This window comes from Streptomyces sp. NPDC056361 (assembly GCF_042262805.1).
Classification (GTDB): domain Bacteria; phylum Actinomycetota; class Actinomycetes; order Streptomycetales; family Streptomycetaceae; genus Streptomyces.
In genome coordinates this window covers 1-24,468 of record NZ_JBHJQI010000070.1, presented here as the reverse complement: position 1 = coordinate 24,468, position 24,468 = coordinate 1, and the positions used below count along the sequence as shown (strand labels likewise).

The 24,468-nt window shown below is 72.6% G+C and carries 24 protein-coding genes and 1 pseudogene; 6 read left to right on the top strand and 19 right to left on the bottom strand.

The features are described from left to right. Positions 1–7: 7 nt before the first annotated feature. The 12 genes and pseudogenes from ACFCY7_RS22860 to ACFCY7_RS22805 all read right to left on the bottom strand — a co-directional run bounded on the left by ACFCY7_RS22860 (position 8) and on the right by ACFCY7_RS22805 (position 9,493). Positions 8–625, bottom strand: coding sequence for an OmpA family protein (locus tag ACFCY7_RS22860; protein WP_376487803.1), 618 nt, complete (start codon positions 623–625; stop codon positions 8–10). A 9-nt stretch (positions 626–634) separates the two neighbouring features. Then, entirely contained in the window at positions 635–1,216 is a 582-nt protein-coding gene (locus ACFCY7_RS22855) for a hypothetical protein (RefSeq protein ID WP_376487801.1), read from the bottom strand. 31 nt (positions 1,217–1,247) lie between these two features. Next, positions 1,248–1,817 (bottom strand): annotated as a pseudogene (locus ACFCY7_RS22850) (pilus assembly protein TadG-related protein); the annotation flags it as partial. A gap of 35 nt (positions 1,818–1,852) precedes the next feature. Further along, positions 1,853–2,062, bottom strand: a complete 210-nt coding sequence (locus ACFCY7_RS22845; RefSeq protein WP_376487799.1) for a Flp family type IVb pilin — start codon at positions 2,060–2,062, stop codon at positions 1,853–1,855. A 208-nt stretch (positions 2,063–2,270) separates the two neighbouring features. After that, entirely contained in the window at positions 2,271–3,158 is an 888-nt protein-coding gene (locus tag ACFCY7_RS22840; protein WP_376487797.1) for a DUF5936 domain-containing protein, read from the bottom strand. A gap of 11 nt (positions 3,159–3,169) precedes the next feature. Further along, the gene (locus ACFCY7_RS22835) at positions 3,170–4,111 is read right to left on the bottom strand and encodes a type II secretion system F family protein (RefSeq protein WP_376487796.1); all 942 of its coding nucleotides are present in this window, start codon (positions 4,109–4,111) and stop codon (positions 3,170–3,172) included. Positions 4,112–4,148: 37 nt separating this feature from the next. Beyond that, on the bottom strand, positions 4,149–5,495 hold the full coding sequence (locus tag ACFCY7_RS22830; RefSeq protein ID WP_376487794.1) for a CpaF family protein: 1,347 nt from the start codon (positions 5,493–5,495) through the stop codon (positions 4,149–4,151). Continuing rightward, positions 5,492–5,938: a TadE/TadG family type IV pilus assembly protein gene (locus ACFCY7_RS22825; protein WP_376487792.1), complete on the bottom strand. Its 447-nt coding sequence runs from the start codon at positions 5,936–5,938 to the stop codon at positions 5,492–5,494. Before ACFCY7_RS22825 ends, ACFCY7_RS22830 begins: the two co-directional genes overlap by 4 nt. A 143-nt stretch (positions 5,939–6,081) precedes the next feature. Next, positions 6,082–6,450 (bottom strand): TadE/TadG family type IV pilus assembly protein, encoded by a 369-nt coding sequence (locus ACFCY7_RS22820; RefSeq protein WP_376487790.1) that lies wholly within the window; start codon positions 6,448–6,450, stop codon positions 6,082–6,084. A 2-nt stretch (positions 6,451–6,452) separates the two neighbouring features. After that, entirely contained in the window at positions 6,453–7,718 is a 1,266-nt protein-coding gene (locus ACFCY7_RS22815; protein ID WP_376487789.1) for a CpaE family protein, read from the bottom strand. Between the two features lie 7 nt (positions 7,719–7,725). Then, positions 7,726–8,436 carry a Flp pilus assembly protein CpaB gene (locus ACFCY7_RS22810; protein ID WP_376487787.1) on the bottom strand — a complete coding sequence of 237 codons (711 nt, stop codon included), beginning with the start codon at positions 8,434–8,436 and terminating at the stop codon, positions 7,726–7,728. Between the two features lie 91 nt (positions 8,437–8,527). Further along, positions 8,528–9,493 carry a hypothetical protein gene (locus ACFCY7_RS22805; RefSeq protein ID WP_376487785.1) on the bottom strand — a complete coding sequence of 322 codons (966 nt, stop codon included), beginning with the start codon at positions 9,491–9,493 and terminating at the stop codon, positions 8,528–8,530. A 418-nt stretch (positions 9,494–9,911) separates the two neighbouring features. Between ACFCY7_RS22805 and ACFCY7_RS22800 the strand changes: the two genes are divergently transcribed. Then, positions 9,912–11,627 carry a chitinase gene (locus tag ACFCY7_RS22800; RefSeq protein ID WP_376487784.1) on the top strand — a complete coding sequence of 572 codons (1,716 nt, stop codon included), beginning with the start codon at positions 9,912–9,914 and terminating at the stop codon, positions 11,625–11,627. 83 nt (positions 11,628–11,710) lie between these two features. Here the strand turns inward: ACFCY7_RS22800 and ACFCY7_RS22795 are convergent, their stop codons facing one another. Continuing rightward, a complete protein-coding gene (locus ACFCY7_RS22795) occupies positions 11,711–13,213 on the bottom strand; it encodes a protein kinase (RefSeq protein WP_376487782.1) in 1,503 nt (500 codons plus the stop codon). 117 nt (positions 13,214–13,330) lie between these two features. Here ACFCY7_RS22795 and ACFCY7_RS22790 point away from each other — a divergent pair, with 117 nt between their 5' ends. Further along, positions 13,331–14,686: a M14 family metallopeptidase gene (locus ACFCY7_RS22790; RefSeq protein WP_376487780.1), complete on the top strand. Its 1,356-nt coding sequence runs from the start codon at positions 13,331–13,333 to the stop codon at positions 14,684–14,686. Between the two features lie 63 nt (positions 14,687–14,749). Here ACFCY7_RS22790 and ACFCY7_RS22785 read toward each other — a convergent pair whose 3' ends face one another. From ACFCY7_RS22785 to ACFCY7_RS22775, 3 genes are read right to left on the bottom strand one after another with little or no spacing between them, the layout of a single operon-like run. After that, entirely contained in the window at positions 14,750–15,160 is a 411-nt protein-coding gene (locus ACFCY7_RS22785) for a RidA family protein (RefSeq protein WP_376487779.1), read from the bottom strand. Next, complete coding sequence (locus ACFCY7_RS22780; RefSeq protein WP_376487777.1) at positions 15,157–15,930, bottom strand: IclR family transcriptional regulator; 774 nt, start codon at positions 15,928–15,930, stop codon at positions 15,157–15,159. The genes ACFCY7_RS22785 and ACFCY7_RS22780 overlap by 4 nt, the downstream gene beginning before the upstream one ends. Further along, positions 15,927–17,006 carry a sugar kinase gene (locus ACFCY7_RS22775; RefSeq protein ID WP_376487776.1) on the bottom strand — a complete coding sequence of 360 codons (1,080 nt, stop codon included), beginning with the start codon at positions 17,004–17,006 and terminating at the stop codon, positions 15,927–15,929. Before ACFCY7_RS22775 ends, ACFCY7_RS22780 begins: the two co-directional genes overlap by 4 nt. A 123-nt stretch (positions 17,007–17,129) precedes the next feature. Between ACFCY7_RS22775 and ACFCY7_RS22770 the strand changes: the two genes are divergently transcribed. Both ACFCY7_RS22770 and ACFCY7_RS22765 read left to right on the top strand, forming a co-directional pair. Continuing rightward, positions 17,130–18,476, top strand: coding sequence for an alanine racemase (locus ACFCY7_RS22770; protein ID WP_376487774.1), 1,347 nt, complete (start codon positions 17,130–17,132; stop codon positions 18,474–18,476). 17 nt (positions 18,477–18,493) lie between these two features. Further along, positions 18,494–20,089 (top strand): amidohydrolase family protein, encoded by a 1,596-nt coding sequence (locus ACFCY7_RS22765; protein WP_376487772.1) that lies wholly within the window; start codon positions 18,494–18,496, stop codon positions 20,087–20,089. A 34-nt stretch (positions 20,090–20,123) separates the two neighbouring features. On the opposite strand, the gene ACFCY7_RS22760 is transcribed toward ACFCY7_RS22765, so the two are convergent. The 3 genes from ACFCY7_RS22760 to ACFCY7_RS22750 all read right to left on the bottom strand — a co-directional run bounded on the left by ACFCY7_RS22760 (position 20,124) and on the right by ACFCY7_RS22750 (position 22,641). Then, positions 20,124–20,549 carry a glutaredoxin domain-containing protein gene (locus ACFCY7_RS22760; RefSeq protein ID WP_376487771.1) on the bottom strand — a complete coding sequence of 142 codons (426 nt, stop codon included), beginning with the start codon at positions 20,547–20,549 and terminating at the stop codon, positions 20,124–20,126. A gap of 11 nt (positions 20,550–20,560) precedes the next feature. Then, positions 20,561–22,066 (bottom strand): polyprenol phosphomannose-dependent alpha 1,6 mannosyltransferase MptB, encoded by a 1,506-nt coding sequence (gene mptB, locus ACFCY7_RS22755; protein WP_376487770.1) that lies wholly within the window; start codon positions 22,064–22,066, stop codon positions 20,561–20,563. Positions 22,067–22,176: 110 nt separating this feature from the next. Continuing rightward, positions 22,177–22,641: a hypothetical protein gene (locus ACFCY7_RS22750; RefSeq protein ID WP_376487769.1), complete on the bottom strand. Its 465-nt coding sequence runs from the start codon at positions 22,639–22,641 to the stop codon at positions 22,177–22,179. A gap of 123 nt (positions 22,642–22,764) precedes the next feature. Between ACFCY7_RS22750 and ACFCY7_RS22745 the strand changes: the two genes are divergently transcribed. Both ACFCY7_RS22745 and ACFCY7_RS22740 read left to right on the top strand, forming a co-directional pair. Continuing rightward, complete coding sequence (locus ACFCY7_RS22745) at positions 22,765–23,976, top strand: pyridoxal phosphate-dependent aminotransferase (RefSeq protein ID WP_376487767.1); 1,212 nt, start codon at positions 22,765–22,767, stop codon at positions 23,974–23,976. Between the two features lie 77 nt (positions 23,977–24,053). Further along, entirely contained in the window at positions 24,054–24,443 is a 390-nt protein-coding gene (locus ACFCY7_RS22740) for a hypothetical protein (RefSeq protein ID WP_376487766.1), read from the top strand. Positions 24,444–24,468: the final 25 nt, after the last annotated feature.

Genomic DNA, 24,468 nt, shown 5'->3' with positions numbered 1-24,468 from the left:
CCACCCCTCACGGCGCCGTCGACGTCGTCCTCGGGAACGACACCTCCACCCGCCGGTTCTTCTTCCGCCCCTCCTCCGTCCCGTTGTCCGCGATCGGGTAGTCCTCGCTGTACCCCCGGATGTCGAACGTCGTCCCCGGATCCAACGCCCGCGCCAACACCTGCTGCACGGCCACCGCCCGCTCCTTCGACAGCTTCAACCCGTGCTCGTACGTCCCCAGGTTGTCCGTGAACCCGAACACCCTGACCCTCCCCGACCCCATCCTGTTGATCTCGGCCGCGATCGCCCCGATCCGCGCCGTCGCCGCCCCCGACAACTTCGCGCTGTTCTTCGGGAACAACACCTCGGCCTGCAACGCGAACGTCACGTCCACATTCGTGTCCTGCCTCCGCTGCTCCCCACCCTCCTCCTCCACGATCTGCTTGATGTCCAACACCTTCGCCGGCGCCAACGTCGCCCCGTCCGGCAGCATCAACCCCGGCGCGTTCGCATCGATCACCGGCACCGGCGACGCACTCCCCGCCGCCCCCGGCGGATCATCCGCCTGCGCAGTCGGCACCACCATCGGCCACAGCGCCACCGAAGCGACGACCACCGCCGCGATCCGTCGTTTCCTCGTCGTCATCACGTCGCCTCAGGAGAGTTTGAGGGTGGCGGGTTCAAAGGTGGGCAGCTGGAAGGAGACTTCGGTGGTGGAGGCGGGGGGTGCGGGGAACTGCATGAAGACGTCGACCGAATCGCCGGCCGAGACGACACCTAGGCCGGACGTGGTCAACGGCCGCCCATCCGTGTCCCTCAGCACGTAGTACCGCTTCTTGCCGATGGAGTCGACAAGCGTGGCTCCGCCCAATGACGTGCCGTGCTTGACCACTTCCGTCTCGTCGCCGCTCGTCTGGGGCGGCACGGCGTGGCTGGATTCGGAGGAATTCCGCAGACGCCCCTTGATCGTAAGGAACCCTCCTGCGTCCCGTTCTACCGAGCTGACAGCCAACTCAAGCCCTTTCCGCCCCTTGAGGACGGCCACGACCTCGGCCGAGTCCTCGGGACTCGGCTGCTCCTGGCCGTTCCGGGTCTTCTGAGGCGCAGCGGAGGTGGCAGCTGGCTTGTCCGCCTTTGGCTTCTCCTCGGCTCCACAGCCAACCATGAGGAGCACTGCCGACGCGACAGCGACGACGGCTACCGCTCGCCGGCGATTCATCGAGTCCCGCACGTTCATGTACCGCTCTTCCTTTGATCGTCGTCGCCGGTCATTCGGACAGCCGGACTGTGAAGAGGTCGACAGCATCCGGGAGCCTCGGGTCATCCGGATCAACATCCCAAGGCTCGCCGTCGCATACGAGGCCCTCGATTGGGGTCTCCTCTTCCCCTCCGTCGGATGGTGTCGGATCGGTCGTGGGCTCCGTGGGGAGGTCTTGTTCCGCGAACGTGCATCGAGGCTCGATCACTGCTTCAGCAGTAGCCGTTGCATGCCGCGACTCCGCCCCCGTCGTGCGTACCGTGACGTCGAATCCCGCGGCGAGAGGCACACAGCCACTGCCTGACAGCTCTGCCTCGTTCCGAGCCGCGAAGACTGCTGCCTGCTCACAGGCCGCGGAGTCGACGTATGCAACGCCCTGAACGAACTCATCCCAGCGCTCAGGGTCGAGGATCACCTCAAGCCAGCCTTTCCGGAGCTGATCCCGAGCGTCCTGAGCTGCTGCGAGCGCCGCGGCGTCGGCAGCGGTCTGGGCACTGTTTCGAGTGAATGCGGCTTGACCGACCGCGAAGTAGACGAAGGCCAGGAACAAGAGGCCTGCCACAACAGCGATGTAGACAGGAAACGCCTGCCCGGAGTCCCCCGATCCTTTCCGTCCTACTCGCCGGTCAGTTCGGCGATCTTCTCCGCAATCGCGCCCTTGATCGACTGGCCGATGTCCGTGCCGGTGATCGCCACCACGATCGCCACCACCACGACGATGATCCCCAGGTACTCGACCGCGGTCTGGCCGCGGTCGCCCCGGAGGAGGCGGGTGGTGGCTCGTACCTTGGCTTTTGTCAGGGTCTTGAGCAGCGCGTCGTTCATCGTGGTCCCCTCCGCGTTGAGACGCTTGCGTGTGGGTGTGGTTGGCCGATGGGTGGGTCGGCGGACAGGGCCCGGGGGCCTGTGGGTGGGCCCGGGTCGTTGGGTGGGCCTGGTGCACGGGCGCCTCCCTCACACTCAGTTGGCACTGTGGCACATCGTGTTGCGTGGACGAAGGGGTTTCGGCGGAATATGTCAGAGGGCGGACGGATCATTTGCCCGCGACGGAGCCGAAGTCGGTGCCGGTGCCGAGGAAGAGGCCGGCGCCGAGGAGGATCATGGTGGCGGGGACCATGAGGGTGGTGATGACCATGGTGGCCTTGGGGACGGCTTTGGCTGCTTTGCGACGGGCGTTCTGGGCGTCGGTGCGGCGCATGTCGTTGGCGATCTGGATGAGGGTGTCGACGATGGGGGCGCCGAGTTCCTCGCCTTGTTGGAGCGCGGTGACGAACTGGGCGACCTGTTCGGAGTCGTTGCGGCGGCGGAGTTCGTCGAAGGCCTGGCGGCGGCTGACGCCCATGTCCATCTGGCGGAGGGTGATGCGGAGTTCGTCGGACCAGGGGCCTTCGTACTTGTCGGCAACGCGTTCGAGGGCCTGACGGAAGCCGAGGCCGGCGGAGACGACGACGGCGAGGACGTCGAGGAAGTCGGGGAGGGTGCGTTCGATCTGGTCCTTGCGGATGCGGACGGCGGACCAGATGCCGACTTCGGTCCAGAAGGCGCCGAAGGCGAAGAGGAGGAGGGCGACGAGGTAGGAGCCCTTGCTCAGCATGAGGAGGCCGCCGAGGGCGCCGAGGAAGCCGTAGACGGCGCGGCGGGCACCGTACCGGTCGATGGTGAGGCCGCCGGGGTTGCCGGCGAGGTCGATGCGGCGGCGGACGGAGTTGACGCGCTTGGGGCCCATGAGGCGGAGGACGGCGGGCGACCAGCGCATGCCGAGGCGGTCGACGGCGGAGTCGACGGCGCCGGTGCGGGTGGCGCCGACCTCCAGGGCGAGTTTGAGGTCGTCGGGGAGGCGGGCGTCGGCGCGGTAGAGGCGCAGGCCGTAGGAGACGCCGGCGACGGCGAGGCCGGCGAGGAGGGCGAGGAGGAGGTCCACGGCGGCCGTTCCTATACGTCGATCTTCGAGAAGCGGCGGATGACGGCGAAGCCGACCACGTACAGGGCGAAGGCGGCGACGACGGCGGCCTGTCCGATGCCGGAGCCGGTCATGCGGTCGAGTGCGCCGGGCTGCATGTTGTCGATGAGGAGGAGGGAGCCGACGCCGATGACGGGTACGGCGTAGGCGGTCATGCTCACCTGGGAGAGCTGGGTGCGGACCTCGCGCCGGGTCTCCTTGCGTTCCTCCAGGGTCTCGGTGAGGTTGCGCAGGGAGGAGACGACGGTGCCGCCGGCCCGGTTGGCGAGGACGAGGGTGGTGACGAGGACGACGAGTTCGCGGGAGGGGAGGCGTTCGGCGAGTTCTCCGAGGGCGTCGTCGAGGGAGGTGCCGACGGCCAGCTGTTGGGCGACCTTCTCCAGTTCGTCGCCGGCCGGGGCTTCCAGTTCGTCGGCAGCCAGGCTGAGGGCCATGCGGAGGGCGAGGCCGGCCTGGGTGGCGTTGGCCAGGATGCGGGAGAGTTCGGGGAGTTGGTTGATGAACTTCTCGATGCGCTTCTGGCGCTGCCAGTTGAGGTAGCCGAGGGCGACCCAGATGCCGAGGAGTCCGCAGATCGGGCCGAAGAACGGGGAGAGCGCGGCCTGTCCGACGATCCACAGGACGGCGACGGTCGCGGCGAGCGCGACGGTGAACTCGCCGGGTGTGACGTCGAGTCCGGTGGCCGCGATGCGCAGTTCCAGCTTGCGTCCGAGGGTGGTTTTGCGGACGCGCCGGTCGATGCCGCGAAACCGTCGCCGGCGGCGGCCCGTGGCCTCCGGCTCGGCCGTCTCGTCGAGTCGGGCGACGAGGGCCGCGTGCCGGCGCGCCCCGCTCGCGTACAGCTGGACGCCGACGACGCCCAGGACGCAGGCGATCAGGGTCACGCCCGCGGTCAGCCAGAAGGGATCGGTCATCGCCGCGCCTCCCCGGTGACGAGGTTCGCGTCGGTCATCATTCCGCCTCTCGGGTGGCCAGGTGGGCGTCGGTGGCGGCGACGCCGAAGGCCTGGGGGATGGGCTGTCCGGCCATGTAGAGGCGTTCGGCGACGCGGCGGGGCAGCGGGTGGTAGGTGAAGCGGCCGTAGACGCGTCCGTCGGCGGCGACGGGCTGGGCCTGGAAGCGGCAGATGGTGGCGAGGAGGAAGCGTTCGCGGCCGTGGGAGGCGAGGACGGAGATCTCGGTGATCCGGCGGGTGCCGTCGGGGTGGCGGGTGAGCTGGACGAGGACGTCGACGGCGCTGTTGATCTGGTCGCGCAGGGCTTCGAAGGGGACCTTGACCTCGGACATGGAGGCGAGGGTCTGGAGCCGCATGAGGGCGTCCTCGGCGGAGTTGGCGTGGACGGTGGCGAGGGAGCCGTCGTGGCCGGTGGACATCGCCTGGAGCATGTCGAGGGTCTCGCCGCCGCGGACCTCTCCGACGATGATCCGGTCGGGGCGCATGCGCAGGGAGTTGCGGACGAGGTCGCGGATGGAGATGGCGCCGCGGCCTTCGATGTTCGGCGGGCGGGCCTCCAGGCGGATGACGTGGGACTGCTGGAGCTGGAGTTCGGCCGAGTCCTCGATGGTGATGATCCGTTCGCCGTCCGGGACGAGGCCGGAGAGGGCGTTGAGGAGAGTGGTCTTGCCGGTGCCGGTGGCGCCGGAGACGATCAGGTTGAACTTGGCCTGGACGAGCCCGGACAGCAGGAGCAGCATCTGCTCGTCGAGGGAGCCGAGGCCGATCATCTCGTGGAGCGTGTAGGCGCGGGGGAAGCGGCGGATGGTGAGGGTCGCGCCGGTGAGGGAGAGCGGCGGGATGATGACGTTGACGCGTTCTCCGGAGGGGAGCCGGGCGTCGACCATCGGGTTGGACTCGTCGACGCGGCGGTTGACGGTCGACACGATCCGCTCGATGGTCTGCATCAGCTGGTCGTGGGAGGCGAAGCGGAGCGGGAGGAGTTCGACGCGTCCGCCGCGCTCGATGAAGATCTGGTCGGGGCCGTTGACCATGATCTCGGTGATGGAGGCGTCTTCGAGGAGCGGTTCGAGTACGCCGAGCCCGAGGGCCTCGTCGACGACCCGGCGGATCAGCTGGGCGCGTTCGGCGGTGGAGAGGACCGGTCCCTCGCGGCTGATGATGTGTCCGAGGACGCGCTCCAGGCGGGCGCGCCGTTCGGCGGCCGCGAGCGCGGACATCTCGGTGAGGTCGATCTCCTCCAGGAGCTTGGCGCGGAAGGCGGCGACCAGGTGGCCGTCCTCCCTGGCAGCCGCGCCGCCGCCCTTGTCCTCGGGGGCGTTGATCCGGGAGCGCAGGCTCATGGCAGGTCCTCCGGAGGCGTCTCGGTCAGGGGCATGGTGGCGGTCTTGGTCACGTCGCCGAAGTCCCAGAAGGGCACGACGGAGGGGATGCGGACGGTGACCGTGGCGACGGCCTCGCCGCCGCCCTCGGTGACCGAGACGGAGGTGGCCCAGTCGGCGGCCGCGCGGCCGACGGTCTCCGGGTCGGGGGCGTCGTCGGCGTCGCTGCTCGCGGCCCTCGCCGCCGCGCGGGCGGCCGTTCCCGCCTGCTGGGCGGCGTACGCGGCGACGCCGAGCTGGAGCCCGGCGAGGCCGACGAGCAGGAGGACGGGCAGGAAGCCGAGGTACTCGACGGCCGCCTGGCCCCGGTCGCGCCGCGTTCGGCGAAGGTCCCACCGCGTTCCGCGACGGCCACATCCCGTTCCGCGTCGGTCGCGCCGCGTTCCGCGAAGGTCCCACCGCATTCCGCGTCGGCCGCATCCCGTTCCGCGTCGGTCGCGCCGCGTTCGACGAAGATCCCACCACATTCCGCGACGGCCGCATCCCGTTCCGCGTCGGTCGCGCCGCGTTCGACGAAGATCCCACCGCATTCCGCGTCGGTCGCCCGTCATGGCCGCATGCCCTCCTCGTCCACCGCGGCGGCCTTCGCCTCCACCGTGAAGAGGCCGCCGACGCCGGGGAAGAGCACGGGGACGCGGATCGCGACGACGGCGGTGACCATGCTTCCGTCCGAGGAGCAGGCCGGCCTCGCTCCGCTCTTCCAGGCTCCGTCGAGGTGGCGCAGGGCGGCTTCGGAGCAGTCGTCGCCGACGGCCGCCGCCCGCGCCGCCTCGTCCGCGGCGTTCCCCGCGAGCGTGTACGTGTAGCCGACCAGGACGACCTGCCAGAGCAGGGCGAGGGTGAGCAGGATGAGCGGCACCATGCCGACGAACTCGACCGCCACCTGCCCTCTGTCGTCGTCCCGGATCGCGGTCATGGTCAGCGTCCTCCGGTGCGGCGGCGGAGGCCGAGGGAGCCGCGGTCGCCGGCACGGGCGAGCTGCTTGCCGGGGGCGCCGGGGGTGTCGGCGGCGGGGGCGCCGACGAGGCCGAGTTCGCCGGCGAGGGCCCACAGGGCCTGCTTGACGGTGGACTTGGCGTCGAGTTCGTGGAGGCGGCCGGCGTCGACGACGGCGGAGAGTTCCTTGAAGTGGGCGGGGACGGCGACGGAGGCGATGCGGGTGCCGGTGATCTTCTGGACGAGGGGTGGCTGGATCTCGGTGGAGCGGTGGTGGCGGTTGACGAGGGTGACGGTGTCCTCGGCCTTGCGGACCTGGAGGCGTTCCCACATGCGGACGGTGCGTTTGGCGGCGCGGACGGCGACGACGTCGGGGGTGGTGACGAGGAGGGCGGTGTCGGCCATCTCGACGGCGGCGGCGTTGGCACTGTCGAGGCGGGAGCCGCAGTCGACGACGACGACGTCGTGGCGGCCGCGGAGGGCGCTGACGATCTGGCGGGCGGCGCGGTCGGTGACCTCTTCGCCGCGTTCGCCTTCGGCGGGGGCCAGGAGGAGGGAGAGGCCGGTCTCGTGGAGGTAGACGGCGTCCTGGAGGACGCGGGGCGAGATGTCGGCGATGGTGGAGAGGTCGGCGACGGAGCGGCGGAACTGGACGTCGAGGTAGGAGGCGATGTCGCCGTTCTGGAGGTCCATGTCGACGAGGGCGACGGTGCGGCCGGAGGCGCGGGCGGCGAGGGCGAGGTGGACGGCGGTGACGGTGGTGCCGACGCCGCCCTTGGCGCCGCTGACGGTGACGACGGTGCCGCCGGGTCCGGTGGGGCGCTCGGCGCCGGCGCCGAGGTGGCGGCGGACGCCGGTGGACCACTGGGCGGCGGCCTGGACGCGGCTGGCGAGTTCCTCGTAGCCGAGGGGGAGGGTGACGAGGCCGCGGGCGCCGGAGTCCATGGCGGCGGAGAAGAGGACGGGGCTGGCGTCGGCGCTGATGAGGACGGTGCCGACGGCGGGGAAGCGGAGGGCGACCTCGCGGACGAGTTCGAGCGCGGGGACGGGTCCGATCCGCTCGTGGACGAGGACGACTTCGGGGAGTTCGTCGACGGAGACGGCGGCGAGGCGCGCGAGGGCGTCGACGAGTTGGGTGGAGTCGGCGACGGGCGGGGCGGGTTCGGCGTCGGGGAGCTGGCTGAGCAGCGTCATGACGGACCGGGCCGCGTCGGGGTCCCCGACGGCCGGCAGGATCCTGGTGGTCATACCGGCCTCACTTGTCCTTTTCGAGCGTGTAGGTGCGGTCGCGCTGGTCGGCGGGGGCGCCGCCGGTGGTGGGCGCGACGAGGGCGAGGCGTACGTGCTCGGCGAACGACTCGGCGTAGGCGACGCGCTGGGTGTCGAGGGTGGAGAGGGCGAAGCTGATGGGGACGGCTTCGGCGCCGGTGCGGCCGGTGTTGCCGGACTGGTCGCGGATGGGGGTGAGCTTGCCGACGTCGAGGACGCGGGCGCCGGCGACGATCATCCGGGACTGGGAGGGGTCGCCCTTCTTCTCGCCGGCGAAGGTGGCGTAGATGTTGACGGTGGCGCCCGCGGTGATCTTGCCGGCGACGCCGGTGGCCGCGTCGATCATGATGGCGATCTCCTGCTGGCCGTCCTGGAGGGCCGGCCGGTCGACGATCATGTCCTCCTGGAGGAGCGAGCCCTCCCGCAGTTCGGTGACGGCGATCTTGCCCTGGATGCGCCGGAGGTCGGTGACGGCGGTCTCGGGGAGCCAGCGCTTCGGCATCGTGATCTTCTCGAACTGGCCGGTGCTCAGGGCCGTGTAGGGCTTCACGTTCCTGGCGATCCGGTACGCGGTGACCTCCGGGCCGACCTTCGAGTTCACGTCGCTGATGACGGCGAGGACGCCGGCGAAGGCGCCGAGCGCGCACAGGACGGACAGCAGCAGCAGGATGACGCCGCGGCGCTGGCGGGAGTTCATGGCCGTACTACCTCGATCGGAGACGTGGGTCCGGACGGACGGGGCGGCTGGTGGGTGGCGGGTCGTGCGGGGGCGTCGCGGCGGGCGCGGTTCACGGCAGGGCGCGGGTGGGGTGCGCGGGGCCGAGGGCCGGGGCGGCGTGGGCGCCGGTGCCCAGGGCGCGGACGGGCGGGCCGCCGGTGAGGGCGCCGGGGGTCCGGCCCGCGGGGGCGACCGCGCGGGGGGCCTGGTCCGGTGGGGCGAGGGGGGCGGCGCAGAAGCCGCAGCGGTCTCCGATGAGGTCCATGCCGCACCAGTGGCAGGTCTCGCGGCGGACGGAGGAGACGAGTTGGTAGAGGACGGGGAGGTCGGGGAGGTAGGCGGCGAACTCGACGAGTTTGGGGGTGCCCCACCAGGCGGGTGAGGTCTCGGGCAGGGGCGTCTCGTGGACGGGGCCGCCGATGCGCCACTGGGGTACGAGGGTGGTGGTGGGCCAGTCGGTCTGGAGGTGGCCGCGGGCGAGGAGGAGTTCGGTGGTGAACTCGGGTCCGGCGAGGGGGGTTTCGCCGTTGCCGAGGCGCACGATCTGGGGGGTGGGTCCGGCGAGGACGGCGAAGTGGGCGCCGGGGAGCCAGCCCTTGAGGTGGGAGCCGAGGCTGACGGGGACGCGGTCGAGCCGGGCGACGGAGCCGAGGACGGCGCCGGCGTAGATGTAGTGGGCGAGGAGCCGGGCGGCGGAGGCGAGGACGCCGGGGCTGAAGTCGCAGCCGGCCAGTTGCCGGAGCTGGCGGACGAGTACGGCCGTGCCGAGGGGCGGCAGGTCGGTCCTGACCAGGGCGATCCGGTCGCTTTCGAGCAGGCCGCGGACGGCGCGGAGGCGTTGCTCGACGGCGGCGGGGGCGGCGGCGGGGCAGACGACGACGACGTGTCCGTGCCGGGCGAGGAGGTGCTGCATGTCGGCGACGGAGGCGTCGAGCGGGCGGTTGTCGGGGGGTGGGAGGACGGCGGCGTTCGGGGTCCCCGGGTCGGTCGGTGGCAGCACCAGGTCGGCGCCGGTGACCGCGATCGCTGTCGGCACGTCAGGCTCCCCCGTCCCCTCCGGCCTCCGGTGCGCCGGGGGCCGCGGATCACTTACCGCGTTCACGGCGTCACCGCAGGGTGCGACCGTGTCTGCACCCTATCCACGTCCCCCGGGGTGGTGAACACACAATCCGCCAAGCTGCCCCCATCAATTTGGGGTGGGGGCGCGGGCCCCGCCGACCCTTCCCACCCCGGCGTTTCCCGTGGCGGGGGCGGTGGAGGCGCGGGGGCCGCGAACGCCGTCTCCTGCCAGAGGTCTTGACAACGCGATTGGTCTGGACCAGCTTGTTCCGACAGCGGTGGCCACCGTCGAACCTCCCGCACAGCCTCGTACCCCCGTACGAATCGCTGACGGATCCTCCGTACGACGACGTACGGCACCTCCACATCCCCAACTCCCCCACCGGAGGATGCACGTGGACCGCACCACCACCCGCCCGCACGGACGCCGTTGGCTCGGCGGAGCCCTCGCGCTCGCCGTCGGCTCCGGGCTCGTCCTCGTCGGCGGAGCCGGCACCGCGCAGGCGGCGGACGTCAACGTCGCCAAGAACGCCGGGTTCGAGAACGGCCTCGCCAACTGGTCCTGTTCCGCAGGCAGCGGCGCCGCCGTCTCCTCCCCGGTCCGCACCGGGGCCGGCGCCCTCAAGGCCACCCCGGCCGGCCTCGACAACGCCAAGTGCGTGCAGACCGTGGCCGTCAAGCCCAACTCGACGTACACGCTGAGCGCCTGGGTCCAGGGCGGCTACGCCTACCTCGGCGCGAACAACACCGGGACCGGCACGGGCACCGTCTCCACCTGGACGCCCGACAGCCCCTCCTGGAAGCAGCTGACCACCACGTTCACCACCGGGGCGAGCACCACCTCGGTCGAGATCTACACCCACGGCTGGTACGGCACCTCGCCCTACCTCGTGGACGACGTGAGCGTCTACGGCCCCGACGGGGGCGGCGGCCAGGACCCCGACCCGGTCGTCCCGTCCACCCCGGCCGGCCTCGCCGCCGGTTCGGTCACCACGTCCTCCGTCGCCCTGAGCTGGGGCGCGGTCTCCGGCGCCACGAGCTACAAGGTGTACCGGGACGGCGCCAACCCCCAGACGGTGACCGGCACTTCCGCCACCGTCACCGGGCTCACCGCCGACACCGCGTACCAGTTCCAGGTCTCCGCGGCGAACGCGGCCGGCGAGTCCGCGAAGTCTGCCGCCGTGACCGCGCGCACCGCCAAGGTCACGGACCCGGGCCCCGGCCCGGCCGTCCCGAAGCACGCCGTCACCGGCTACTGGCAGAACTTCGACAACGGCGCCGCCAAGCAGAAGCTGCGGGACGTCCAGGCGGCCTACGACATCATCGCCGTCTCGTTCGCCGACTCGACCACCACGCCCGGCCAGATCACCTTCAACCTCGACCCCGCCGTCGGCTACGCCTCGGTCGCCGACTTCAAGGCCGACGTCGCGGCCAAGAAGGCCGCCGGCAAGTCCGTGATCATCTCGGTCGGCGGCGAGAAGGGCAACGTCACGATCAACAGTGACGCCAGCGCCACCGCCTTCGCCGACAGCGCGTACGCCCTGATGCAGGAGTACGGCTTCAACGGCGTCGACATCGACCTCGAGCACGGCATCAACTCCACGTACCTCTCCAAGGCGCTGCGCCAGCTCTCCGCCAAGGCGGGGTCGAGCCTGGTCATCACGATGGCCCCGCAGACCATCGACATGCAGTCCACGGGCACGGAGTACTTCAAGACCGCGCTCGCCGTGAAGGACATCCTCACGGTCGTCAACACCCAGTACTACAACAGCGGTTCGATGCTCGGCTGCGACGGCAAGGTCTACAGCCAGGGTTCGGTGGACTTCCTCACCGCGCTCGCCTGCATCCAGATCCAGGGCGGCCTCGCCCCCTCGCAGGTCGGCCTCGGCGTCCCCGCCTCCACCCGCGGCGCGGGCAGCGGCTACGTCGACCCGCAGGTCGTGAAGAACGCGCTCGACTGCCTCACCAAGCTCACCGGCTGCGGCACCTTCAAGCCCGCCCAGGCCTGGCCCACCCTCCGCGGCGCCATGACCTGGTCGACCAACTGGGACGCGACGGCCGGCAACGCCTGGTCGAACGCGGTCGGCCCCCACGTCCACAACCTGCCGTAACGACAGGACCCCTCACGCGCAGCGCCGCCGCTCCCCCGGCGGCGCTGTCGCCGTTTCCGCCCCGCCCTCCCCTCGTACGCGGATCAGCGGGGCGGCAGGTAATGGGCCAGGACCGCGGCGAGCCGGGCGGCCCACTCGTCGACCCGGACGGTACGGCGCCCGTCCAGCTCGCAGGCGTACACGCCACCGCCCAGCTGCGGGGACAGGGACACGGCGATCCGCAGCCCCCGGCCGCGCCGGGTCGGCCAGTACTCCACCCCGACGATCTCCGCCCAGGTGAACGCCGCCTCCTCGCCGTACAGCTGGAGGTGCACCCCTCCACCGTCCACGACGATCCCGGACGCCCGGTCCGCCGCCACGAATTCGGGCCCGGGCTGCGGCGGCCCGGCCGGCGGAGGCGGCACGGCGAACCCCTGCCCGTGCGGTACGTGCAGCACTCCGGGATCCGGCGGCTGCGCGGGCCCGAAACCGGGCGGCGCCACGGACCCGGGCGCGACGTGCCCGGACGGCGCCACCGGCCCGGACGGCACCACGGACCCCTGCGGCGGTCCCCAACCGGGCACCGGGGCCTGGACGGGGGCCGGGGTCGGGACCTGAACCGGGGCCGAAGCCGGCGCCGGGGTCTGAGCCTGAAGCGGGCCCGGACCCGGAGCCGGGGTCTGAGCCTGAAGCGGGCCCGAGGCCTGGACCGCACCCGGAGCCTGAACCGGACCCGGGGCCTGAGCCGGCAGCGCCGCCTGGACCGGCACCGAGTTCTGGCCCGGCACCGGCACGGGTGCCGGGGCCTGCGGCGTGAGGGCCGCCCCCCGGCCGCCTTCTCCGAGCGCGTCCAGGATCTCGTCCGGGGTGGGCCGTTCGTACGGGTTCTTGGCGAGGCAGCGGCCGACGAGGTCGCGGAGGGCCTCGGGGACGGTGGCGAGGTCGGGGGCCTCGTGCACGGACCGGTACATGAGACCCATCGGGGTGCCGTCGCCGAAGGGGCGCCCGCCGGTCGCGGCGACGAGGACGGCGCCGAGGGCGAACACGTCGGCGGCGCCCGTCACCTCCTCGCCGAGGGCCTGTTCGGGGGCGAGGTAGCCGGGGGTGCCGAAGGCGTTGCCGGTGGCGGTGAGCCGGGTGGACTCGAGGGCTCGGGCGATGCCGAAGTCGAGGACGCGGGGACCGTCGGGGGCCATCACGATGTTGCCGGGCTTGAGGTCGCGGTGGACGAGCCCGCAGGCGTGGATGGCCTCCAGGGCCTCGGCGAGCGCGGCGCCGAGCGCGCGGAGCCGGTCCTCGCCCATCGGGCCCTCGGCGGTGAGGAGTCCGGAGAGGGTGGGGCCGGGGATGTAGGCGGTGGCGAGCCAGGGCGCCTCGGCGTCGGGGTCGGCGTCGACGACCTGCGCCGTGTGGAAGCCGCCGACCTGCCGGGCGGCGGCGACCTCGGCGCGGAAGCGGGCGCGGAAGGAAGGGTCGGAGGCGAGTTCCGGCCGCGCGACTTTGACGGCGACGGCGCGCCCGCCGCGCGATCGGGCGAGATAGACGGTGCCCATGCCGCCTTCGCCTAGCTTGTGCTCGATGACGTATCTACCGATGAGGGTCCCCACGCGGGACAGTATGGCCGAACTCGCTACCTTGACCGGTCCATGACATAGCCCCACCATGTGCCCGGACACCCGCACGAGTTTGTCGCACTCCCCCACACTCCCCACCCAGGAGACAGCATGCGACGTCCCACCCGCGGCAGAAGGTCCGCCACCCTCGCGGCCCTCGTGGCGCTCGCCCTCGCGGCGCCCCTCTCCGCCCTCTCCACGCCCGCCGGGGCCGACCCGGCACCGACCGCCGCCCGTATCGCCTCGGGCGCCGAGGAGGTGATCCGGCAGTACGAGGTCGCCGGGCCGTCCACCCCGGCCGCCCGCACCGCGCTCGCCGCCACCGGCGTCTCGATCGACGAGGTCGACGCCCGCTCGGTCGTCGTCAGCGCCAACACCGCGCAGCTGGCGAACCTCAAGGCGCTCGGCTACAAGCCGGTCGCGCTCCCCGGACCGCCGGACCGCGCGGACGAGGGCGGCAAGGCGGCCGGCCCGCTCGACTTCCCCTCCGCCGACGCGAAGTACCACAACTACGCGGAGGCGAACGCGGAGATCGACCAGCGCCTCGCCGCCTACCCGTCCATCATGCGCAAGCAGGTCATCGGGAAGTCGTACCAGGGCCGGGACATCGTCGCCATCAAGATCAGCGACAACGTCGCCACCGACGAGAACGAGCCCGAGGTCCTCTTCACCCACCACCAGCACGCCCGCGAGCACCTCACCGTCGAGATGGCGCTGTACCTGCTGCGCGAGCTCGGCGCGGGCTACGGCACCGACTCCCGGATCACCAACGCGGTGAACGGGCGCGAGATCTGGATCGTCCCGGACCTCAACCCCGACGGCGGCGAGTACGACATCGCCTCCGGCTCCTACCGCAGCTGGCGCAAGAACCGCCAGCCCAACTCCGGCTCCTCGTACATCGGCACCGACACCAACCGGAACTGGAACTACAAGTGGGGCTGCTGCGGCGGCTCCTCCGGCTCCAAGAGCTCCGAGACCTACCGCGGCACCGCCCCCGAGTCCGCCCCCGAGGTCAAGGTCGTCGCAGACTTCGTCCGCTCCCGGGTGGTCGGCGGCAAGCAGCAGATCACCGCGGCCATCGACTTCCACACCTACAGCGAGCTGGTCCTCTGGCCCTTCGGCTGGACCACCGCCAACACCACCACCGGCATGACCCAGGACGACCGGGACGCCTTCGCCACCGTCGGCGGCAGGATGGCCGCGAGCAACGGCTACACCCCCGAGCAGTCCAGCGACCTCTACATCACCGACGGGTCCATCGACGACTACCTCTGGGGCGCCCAGCGGATCTTCGCCTACACCTTCGAGATGTACCCGACGTCCTCCTCCGGCGGCGGCTTCTACCCGCCCGACGAGGTCATCGAACGCGAGACCTCCCGCAACCGCGACGCCGTCCTCCAACTCCTGGAGAACTCCGACTGCATGTACCGCTCGATCGGCAAGCAGGCGCAGTACTGCGCGGCCTGACGGTCCGTACGTGACGGGCGCCCCGGCGGGAACACCGCCGGGGCGCCCCGTCGTGTCACCGGCTCAGCCGAGGACGGCGAGGGCGTCGATCTCGATCAGGAGGCCGGCGGGGAGGCCGACGTAGACCGTGGTGCGGGCGGAGGCGGGGGCCTTGAGGTCCTGCTCCTCGAAGTACTGGTTGTAGATCGCGTTCATCTCGGCGAAGTGGTCGACGTCGGTGAGGTAGACGCGCATCATCATGACGTCGTCCCAGGTCGCGCCGCCCTCCTCCAGGATGGCCTTGACGTTGGCGAAGGTCTGGAGGGTCTGCTCGCGGAGGGTCGGGCCCGCGACGGTGGGCGCCTGGCCCTCGACGGCGGGGAGGAAGCCGACCTGGCCGGCGACCTGGAGGATGTTCCCCTTCCTGACCCCGTGCGAGAACTTGGCGGGCGGGGCGGTGTGGGTGGCGGGGGTGAGGGCGGTCTTCTCGGTCATGCGGTCGGTTCCTCTGCTTCCTTCGTCGGGGCGGTGCCGGAGTACTCGCGGCTGATGGCGTCCGCGGTGCGGCGCACCTGCGGGAGGAGCGTGAGGAGTTCCTCGGCCGTGACGACCACGTTGGGCGCCGAGACCGACATGGCGGCGACGACCCGGCCGTCGGCGCCGCGGATGGGCGCGCCGACGCAGTTGATGGACTCCTCGTGGCCACCGAGGTCGGTGGCCCAGCCCTGTTCGCGCACGGCCGCCAGCTCCTTGAGGAAGGCGGCGGCGTTCGGGGTCGAACGGGGGGTGTACGGGGGGTAGTCGAGCTTGGCGGCGACGGCGCGGCGCTCCGCCTCGGGCAGGTCGGCGAGGAGCAGTTTGGCGACGGCTGCGACGGTGATCGCGACGGGCCTGCCGATGCGCGAGTACATGCGGACCGGGTAGCGGCTCTCGACCTTGTCGATGTAGAGGACCTCGCCCTCCTCGTACACGGCGAGGTGGACGGTGTGCCCGATGCGCTCGTTGAGGGCGGCGAGGTAGGGGTGGGCGATGTCGCGGATGTCGAGGTTCTCGACGGCCTCCTGCGCGAGGGCGAAGAGGCGGGCGCCGAGGCGGTAGCGCTGGTCCTGCTGCCGGTGGACGAGGCCGTGCTCGTGGAGGGTGCGCAGCAGACGCAGGGCCGTGGACTTGTGGACGCCGAGCTGCTCGGCGACCTGCCCGAGGTCGGCGGGGCCCTGGGCGAGCAGCGGCAGGATGCTGAGCGCCCGGTCGACGGTCTGGCTCATGGCGTGCGTACCTCCTGGTCGTCCCCCGTCCGGCCGGGGCCCTGCTGGTCGGCCTCGGTCCAGCCGGGGCCGAGGTGAAGTGTCTCCCAGGCGGCGGTGTCGAGCGCGGCCAGCCGGTCGGCGTGGGCGCGGCGGGGCGGCGGGGCCAGGTCGCCGGGGGCGGTGAGGGCGGCGGCGGCCATGAGGTGGCCGTGCCGGAGCCGGGTCGGCATGTCGAGGTCGCGGAGGGTGGCGGAGAGGAATCCGGCGGCGAAGGCGTCGCCGGCGCCGACGGTGGAGACGACGTCGACGCGGGGCGGGCGCTGGAGGTGTCCCACGCCGTCGGCGTCCTCGATGTCCGCGAAGGACGCGGGGCGGCGGTCGGTGACGTGGGCGCCGCCCTTGCCGAGCTTGAGGACGACGGTCTCGGGTCCGTCGATGAGCTCGGTGACGGCCCGGATGCCCTTCAGGCCCCACAGGGCCTTCGCCTCGTCGGCGCCCACGAAGACCAGGTCGGCGCGGCGGGCGAGTTCGAGGAGCACCTCGGGGGCGCTGTCGTCGCGCCACAGGGCGGGCCGGTGGTTGACGTCGAAGGAGACGAGCGGGCGGCCGGGGCGGGGGGCGGTGAGGTGCCGGACGAGGTCGAGGCAGTCCGCGGAGAGGGCGGCGGTGATGCCGGTGAGGTGGAGGACGCGGGCGCCGGCGACGGTGTCGTACGGGACGGTGGCGGGCGACATGGCCGAGGCGGCCGATCCGGCCCGGTAGTAGACGACCTCGTGGGCGTCGGTGGCGCGGTCCTCGTCGGTGCGGAAGTAGACGCCGGTCGGCCGGTGCGGGTCGCGGCCGACGGCGGTGACGTCGACGCCGTGGCGGGCGATGGTCTCGACGAGGTGGTCGCCGAAGCCGTCGCGGCCGACCCGGCCGACCCATCGGGTGCGGTGTCCGGCGGCGGCGAGGGCGCAGGCGACGTTGGACTCGGCGCCGCCGATCGCGCGGGTGAAGGAGGGGACGTCGGCGAGGCGGCCCGGCCTGGAGGGGAGGAAGGTGACCATGGACTCGCCGAGGCAGACGACCTCCGGGGGCGCGTGTCCGCTCACTCTCGTGCTCCCTGGGACTCCTACGGGTCCATTGACCCGGCCTTGGCCCGGATGTTAGACAGCCATGAGCACAATGCGCAATGAGCGTTGCATTCTACGCAACGACCACGACGAGGAGGCCTCATGCCCGACGCGGCGAACGAGACGAAGCCCGACCCGGCGAAGGCGAAGGCGGCGGCGGCGACGGCGACGGCGAAGCCCGACCCGGCCGCCGAGCGCGTCGACGACCGCTTCAAGGGCCTTCCCCCGGACGCCGAGGGCCTGACCGTGGGCGAGCTCGCCGCCCAGCGGCGCGACCTGTTCACCGGCGGCTTCACCACGCCCGTCCTCGCCCTCTCCGCGGAGTCCGTCGAGCACAACCTGCGCCTCCTGGAGCTGTACGCGGAACGGCACGGCCTCGCCTTCGCGCCGCACGGCAAGACGTCCATGGCCCCGCAGCTCTTCGACCGGCAGATGGAGTACGGCGCCTGGGGCATCACCGCCGCCGTGCCCCACCAGGCCCGCGTCTACCGCGCCCACGGCATCTCCCGGATCTTCCTCGCCAACGAGCTCGTGGACGCCGTCGCCCTGCGCTGGCTCGCCGCCGAACTCGACGCCGACCCCGACCTCCGCTTCGTCTGCTACGTCGACTCCGTGCGCGGCGTCGAGCTGATGGACGAGGCCCTGCGCGCCGCCGGCGCCGTCCGCCCGGTGGACGTCGTCGTCGAACTGGGCGCCGGCGAGGGGGCCCGTACCGGCGTCCGCACGGAGGCCGAGTGCGCCGCCGTCGCCGACGCGGTCGCCGCGACCACCACGCTCCGCCTGGTCGGCGTCGCCGGGTACGAGGGCGAGGTGCCGGAGGCCACGCCCGAGCGGGTCGACGCGTGGCTGCGCCGGCTGACCGCGCTCGCGGTCGAGTTCGACAAGGCGGGCCGGTTCCGCGGGCCGGACGGCGGCGTCGAGGAGATCATCGTGAGCGCGGGCGGCAGCGCCTGGTTCGACACGGTCGCCGACGTCTTCGCCGAACTCCCCGAACTGTCCCTGCCCACCCTGAAGCTGCTCCGCTCGGGCGCGTACGTCTCGCACGACGACGGCCAGTACCGCAACCTGACCCCCTTCAACCGGGTCCCCGAGGAGGGCGCGCTGCAGCCCGCGTTCCGGCTGTGGTCGCAGGTCGTGTCCCGTCCCACCGACGAGCAGGCCTTCACCAACGCGGGCAAGCGCGACGCCGCCCACGACCTGCACCTCCCCGAGGCACAGGTCGTCCGCGACGCCCGCACGGGCGAGATCCGCGCCGCCGAGGGCATCACCGTCACGAAGCTCTCCGACCAGCACGCCTGGCTCCGCACCGAACCCGGGGCGGACGTCGAGGTCGGCGACTGGGTGGGCATGGGCCTGTCGCACCCCTGCACCTCCTTCGACAAATGGCAGCTCATCCCGCTCGTCGAGGCGGACGGCACCGTCGTCGACTACGTCCGCACCTACTTCTAGGAGCCGGGAGCCCAGCCATGGAACTCGTCATCCGCGACGCGGAGGTCGTCGACGGCAGCGGCGGCCCCTCCTACCGGGCCGACGTGGCGATCGACCGCGGCCGGATCGCCGCGATCGTCAAGGAGGGCGCGGCGGCCGGCTGCCAGCGCCCCACCGGCCGCCGCGTCCTGGACGCCGAGGGCCTCGTCCTCTCCCCCGGCTTCGTCGACATGCACGCCCACAGCGACCTCGCGCTGCTCCGCGATCCGGACCACAGCGCGAAGGCCGCGCAGGGCGTGACCCTCGAAGTCCTGGGCCAGGACGGCCTGTCGTACGCCCCCGTCGACGACCGGACGCTCGCGGAGGTACGGCGGGCCGTCACCGGCTGGAACGGCGACGGGTCCGACCTCGACCTCGACTGGCGCACGGTCGGCGAGTACCTGGACCGCCTCGACGGGGCCCACGGGGGCCGCGGGATCGCGGTCAACGCCGCGTACCTCGTCCCCCAGGGCACGGTCCGGATGTACGCGATGGGCTGGGAGGACCGCCCCGCGACCGAGGCCGAGCTCGACCGGATGCGCCGGCTCGTCGCGGAGGGCCTCGAACAGGGCGCGGTCGGCATGTCCTCCGGCCTCACCTACACCCCCGGCATGTACGCGCCGGACGCCGAGCTCACCGAACTCTGCCGCGTCGTGGCCCGGTACGGCGGCTACTACTGCCCGCACCACCGCTCGTACGGCGCCGGCGCGCTCCGGGCGTACGCGGAGATGGTCGCCCTCGCCCGGGAGGCGGGCTGCCCCCTCCACCTCGCCCACGCCACCATGAACTTCGGCGTCAACGAGGGCCGGGCGCCCGAACTCCTGGCCCTCCTCGACGAGGCCCTCGACGCCGGCGCGGACATCAGCCTCGACACGTACCCGTACACCCCCGGCTGCACGACCCTCGTCGCCCTCCTCCCCGGCTGGGCGAGCGAAGGCGGCCCCGAGGCGGTCCTCGCCCGCCTCAGGGACGACACGGCCGCGGAACGCATCCGCCACCACCTGGAGGACCTCGGCTCGGACGGCTGCCACGGCGTGCCGGTCGACTGGGACACCGTCGAGATCTCCGGCGTCGCCGACCCCGCCCTCGCGGACCACGTCGGCCGCCGCGTCGACGGCTGGCCCACCGCCCGCCGCCTCCTGATCGACGACCGGCTCGGCACCACGATCCTCCAGCACGTCGGCCACGAGGAGAACGTCCGGGCGATCATGCGCCACCGCGTCCACACCGGCGGCTCCGACGGCATCCTCCAGGGCCTCAAGCCCCACCCCCGCGCCTACGGCACCTTCCCCGAGTACCTCGGCCGCTACGTCCGCGACCTCGGCGTCCTCTCCCTCGAGGAATGCGTCGCCCACCTCACCTCACGCCCCGCCGCCCGCCTCCGCCTCCCCGACCGCGGCCTCGTCCGCGAGCACTACCGCGCCGACCTCGTCCTCTTCGACCCCACCACCGTCGCCTCCAACGCCACCTACCCCTCCCCCCGCACCCTCCCCACCGGCATCCCCCACGTCCTCGTCGACGGCAAGTTCGTCATCGAGGACCACACCCGCACCGACACCCTCGCAGGCCGCGCCATCCGCCGAACCCCGCTGTGACCCCCATCGCGGACACTCGTCCGCGCCCCGACCTCTAAAGCCGCGCCCTCACCCATGCGGGATCCGGATTCACCCGGACCTCGGACCCGACCACCACGGTCGGCACCGTCTCGTCCCCACCGGTGGCCCCCCGCACCACCGCCGCCCCCTCCGCATCACGCCAGATGTTCACCCAGTGCGCCCGCCGCCCCCGCACCCCGAGCCTCACCCGCAGCCGCAGGCAGTACGCACACCCCGGCCGCCAGTAGACGACCGGCCGCCCGTCGACCGCCGCCCGCCGCCCCGCCTCCGCCGCCCCGACGGACCGGGGGAACACCAGCGGCGAGGTCGCGAACGCGAGCAGCGCGAACAGCAGGAAGGAGAAGACGGCCTCGGCAGGGCTCCCGTCGACGGCCTCCCCGGTCGCGACGAGCCCACCGCAGAGGAGCATCAACACCGGGAGCATCCACACACGCGTCATGCCGACGGACGCTACCGGGACCGCACACCCTCGGGATACGCCCCCGCACCCACCGCCTCGCCCGCCTGCCACGGCTCCCGCCGCATCCACACCAGCCCGAGCACGAGCACGCCGACCGCGACCACGAACCCGTACCAGGGCGTGTGACCCGACGGCGCCGTCTCGTAGACGAGCGCCGCGGAGAGGACGGCGAGGACCTGCCCCGCCCGGCTGTGCCAGGCGACCGCGGCGACGACGGTGGTGCCCCAGAGCAGGTACCAGGGCTGGACCATGGGCGAGAGCGCGACGAGGGCGACGAGGGCGAGGCCGAGCCCGAGGACGGGGTCGATCCGGCCGCGCCAGGCCCGCCAGGCGAGCGCGGCGATGATCGCGAGGGCCGCGAGCAGGCCGAGCTTCTGCACGACGGCCTTGACGGGGTCGGGGTCGTCGGCGAGGAGCGTGCCGAGGGCGAGCCCGAGGTCGCTGGTGAGGGAGAGCGGGGTGTGGATGGCCCCGGCGACGCTCTGGGTGCGGAGCCAGCCGAACCCGGTCCCCGCCGCGAGGGTCGCCCCGGCGGCCACGCCGCCCGCGACGAGCCCCGGCAGGACGAGGCCCTTGACGACACCGCGTACGCCCCCGTCCCGGCGCGCGATCATCACGCCGATGAAGAGCAGCGCGACCGCCGCCGGCGACTTGACCATCATCGCGAGGCCGACCAGGACGCAGCCGATCACCCACCGCCCGCGCACGGCGAGCAGCACCCCGCTCAGCATGAGCCCGATCATCAGGCCGTCGTTGTGCGCGCCGCCGACGACGTGCACGAGCATCAGCGGGTTGAGCGCGGCCAACCACAGCGCCCCACCGGAACCACTGGAACCACCAGCCCCGCCGGAGCCCTCAGCCCCGCCCGAGCCCTCAGCCCCACCGGAACCACCAGCCCCGCCCGAGCCGCCCGCCAGCCCCCGTACGGCCCAGACGATCAGCGCGAGCGCGCCGAGCGCGACGAGCCGCGTCCCGAGGACGGCGGGGACGATCGCCCCGCCGGTCAGCTTGACCACGGCCTCGGCGAGGAGGAGGAAGACGGGCCCGTACGGCGCGGGCGTGTCGGTCCAGTTCCCGCCGACGCTCGCCGCGGCGTCGGCGCCGAGGTCGCCGGGGGCGAGGACGGACGGTCCGGCGCCGTAGACGTCGTGCCCTTCGAGGACCATTCCGCCCTGGGCGATGTAGCTGTACACGTCCGCGCTGTGCAGCGGCGGGGCGAGGAGCAGCGGCGCGGCCCAGCAGCAGAGGGTGGCGAGCACCCGGTCCCGTACGCCCCGGGCGTGCAGCACCCCGTACCGCCACCAGGCGGCGACCAGCAAGGTCAGGCCGAGGTAGGCGAGGACGGCGCCGGCCGTGGCGGGCGCGGTGCCCCGCGGCTGCCACAGCGGCCCGCCGCCGAGCACCGGAAGCGCACCGGCCGCGTATCCGCCGACGGCGACGGCGAGCGACCCGGCCGCACCCAGCCACCGGCATCCGGAGGCACTGAAAACCCACATGACGCGCCAACCTATCCCGCCCCGCGGGGTACCCCTACTCGGCCGTCCGGTCTCCCGTACCGCCCCGGCCCCCGGGCCGCCACCTGGGCCGCTTGTTCAGGCCCCGCCCGCTACCTGGGCCGCTTGTTCAGGCCCCGCCCGCGGCCCGGGTGGTCCGTGGGGGCGTCGCCGGTCGCGGTGGCACCGCCGGTCGCGGTGGCGCCGGCGGACGGGGTGGAGCCGCCGGGAGCCTTCGCGTCCCCGGACGGAGCAGCGGTCGGTCCGGGGCTCCGGGTGGTCGCGCCGGCGGAGGGGGTGGTGCCGGGCTCGCCCGGGTGCGTCGACGCGGTGCCTTCCGGCGTGCCGTCCGCGGCCGAGGGGTCGCCCTGGATGAGGGCGGGCGGCCCGCCGGGGCCGCTGTCGGCCGGGGCGCCGCCGCGGGGGGTCGAGCCGCCGGAGAGCAGGGCGGCGCCGAGGCCGAGGAGGCCGGCGGCACCCGCGGCGATCAGCAACGCCGGTACGCGCACCCGGCGTGCGGGGGCGTGGCGGCGGCGGCCGCGCCTGCGTGGGGCGGCTCCGGGGTCCTGCTGGCTCATGGGCCCGAATTGTAGGGAGCGCGGCACCGTGGATGCGATCCGGGTCACATAGGGCCCCGCGGGGGTGTCCGGCGTGTCCCAAAACACGAGGCGTCCCGGCCCGCCCCGCCGTAAGCTCTCGACATGCAGGTGATCCAGTCCACGAAGCTCGCCAACGTCTGTTACGAAATCCGGGGTCCGGTGCTCGAAGAGGCGATGCGGCTTGAGGCCGCGGGTCATCGCATCCTCAAGCTCAACACCGGCAACCCGGCCGCCTTCGGCTTCGAGTGTCCGCCGGCCATCCTCGAGGACGTGCTGCGCAACCTCTCCGAGGCGCACGGCTACGGCGACGCGAAGGGCCTCCTGTCGGCCCGCCGGGCGATCATGAGCCACTACGAGACCAGGGGCATCCCGCTCTCCGTCGAGGACATCTACCTCGGCAACGGCGTCTCCGAGCTGATCCAGATGGCGATGCAGGCGCTCCTCGACGACGGCGACGAGGTCCTCGTCCCGGCTCCGGACTATCCGCTGTGGACGGCCTCGGTGTCGCTCGCGGGCGGTACGGCCGTGCACTACCGCTGCGACGAGCAGGCGGACTGGATGCCGGACCTGGCGGACATCGAGCGGAAGATCACCGATCGCACCAAGGCGATCGTGATCATCAACCCGAACAATCCGACGGGCGCGGTCTACGACGACGAGATGCTGCGCGGGCTGACGGAGATCGCCCGGCGCCACGGCCTGGTGGTCTGCTCGGACGAGATCTACGACAAGATCCTCTACGACGGCACCACGCACACGCCGACCGCCGCCATCGCCCCCGACCTCCTCTGCCTCACCTTCAACGGGATGAGCAAGAACTACCGGGTGGCGGGCTTCCGCTCCGGCTGGCTCGCGGTCTGCGGCCCGAAGCACCACGCGTCCTCGTACATCGAGGGCCTCACGATCCTCGCGAACATGCGCCTCTGCGCGAACATGCCGGCGCAGCACGCGGTGGCCGCCGCGCTGCAGGGCCGGCAGTCGATCGAGGACCTGGTGCAGCCGGGCGGGCGGCTCCTGGAGCAGCGGGACACGGCGTACGAGCTGCTGACGCAGATCCCGGGCGTGACGTGCGTGAAGCCGAAGGGCGCGCTGTACCTGTTCCCGCGCCTCGACCCGAACGTCTACAAGATCAAGGACGACCGGCAGATGGTCCTCGACCTGCTGCGGGCCGAGAAGATCATGGTCGTGCACGGGACGGGCTTCAACTGGCACGAGCCGGACCACTTCCGGATCGTCACGCTGCCGGCGGCGGCCGACCTGGCGGACGCGGTGACGCGGATCGGCCGGTTCCTGGACGGCTACAGCCAGCCGTAGCGACCAGCAGTCGGACAACACTCAACTTTAGACCGAATCTAAGCTAGGATGGCTTTCGAGCAATCAGGAGGCCATCCATGTACGAACCGATCCGCACCAAGTCGGTCCACCGGATGTCCGACGACGACCACGCGTATCCGCACCGCTCCCGCGAGGAGGAGCTGGACATCCAGCTCGCCGGACACCTCGCCGCCCTGCTCGCCGTCACCGACGAGCTCGGCGACACGGAGGCCGGCGAGCTCATCGCCCGGCAGGTGGCGCGGCTGCGCGGCGCACCGCCCGCGCGGCACGCAGGTCTGAGCGGCTCGTCCGCGCCGGACCTGCACCGCAAGGCGCACGCCCTCGCGGGCCGCGCGCTGGTCGTCGCCGCCTCCCGGGCCGACACGGCCGCCGCGATCCTCGCCGCCGGGCGCATGGACGCGCACACCGCGGCACTGACCGGGGACACCCTGGTCGCCGCCCCCTGACGGCCCCGGTCCGCGCGGCACGAAC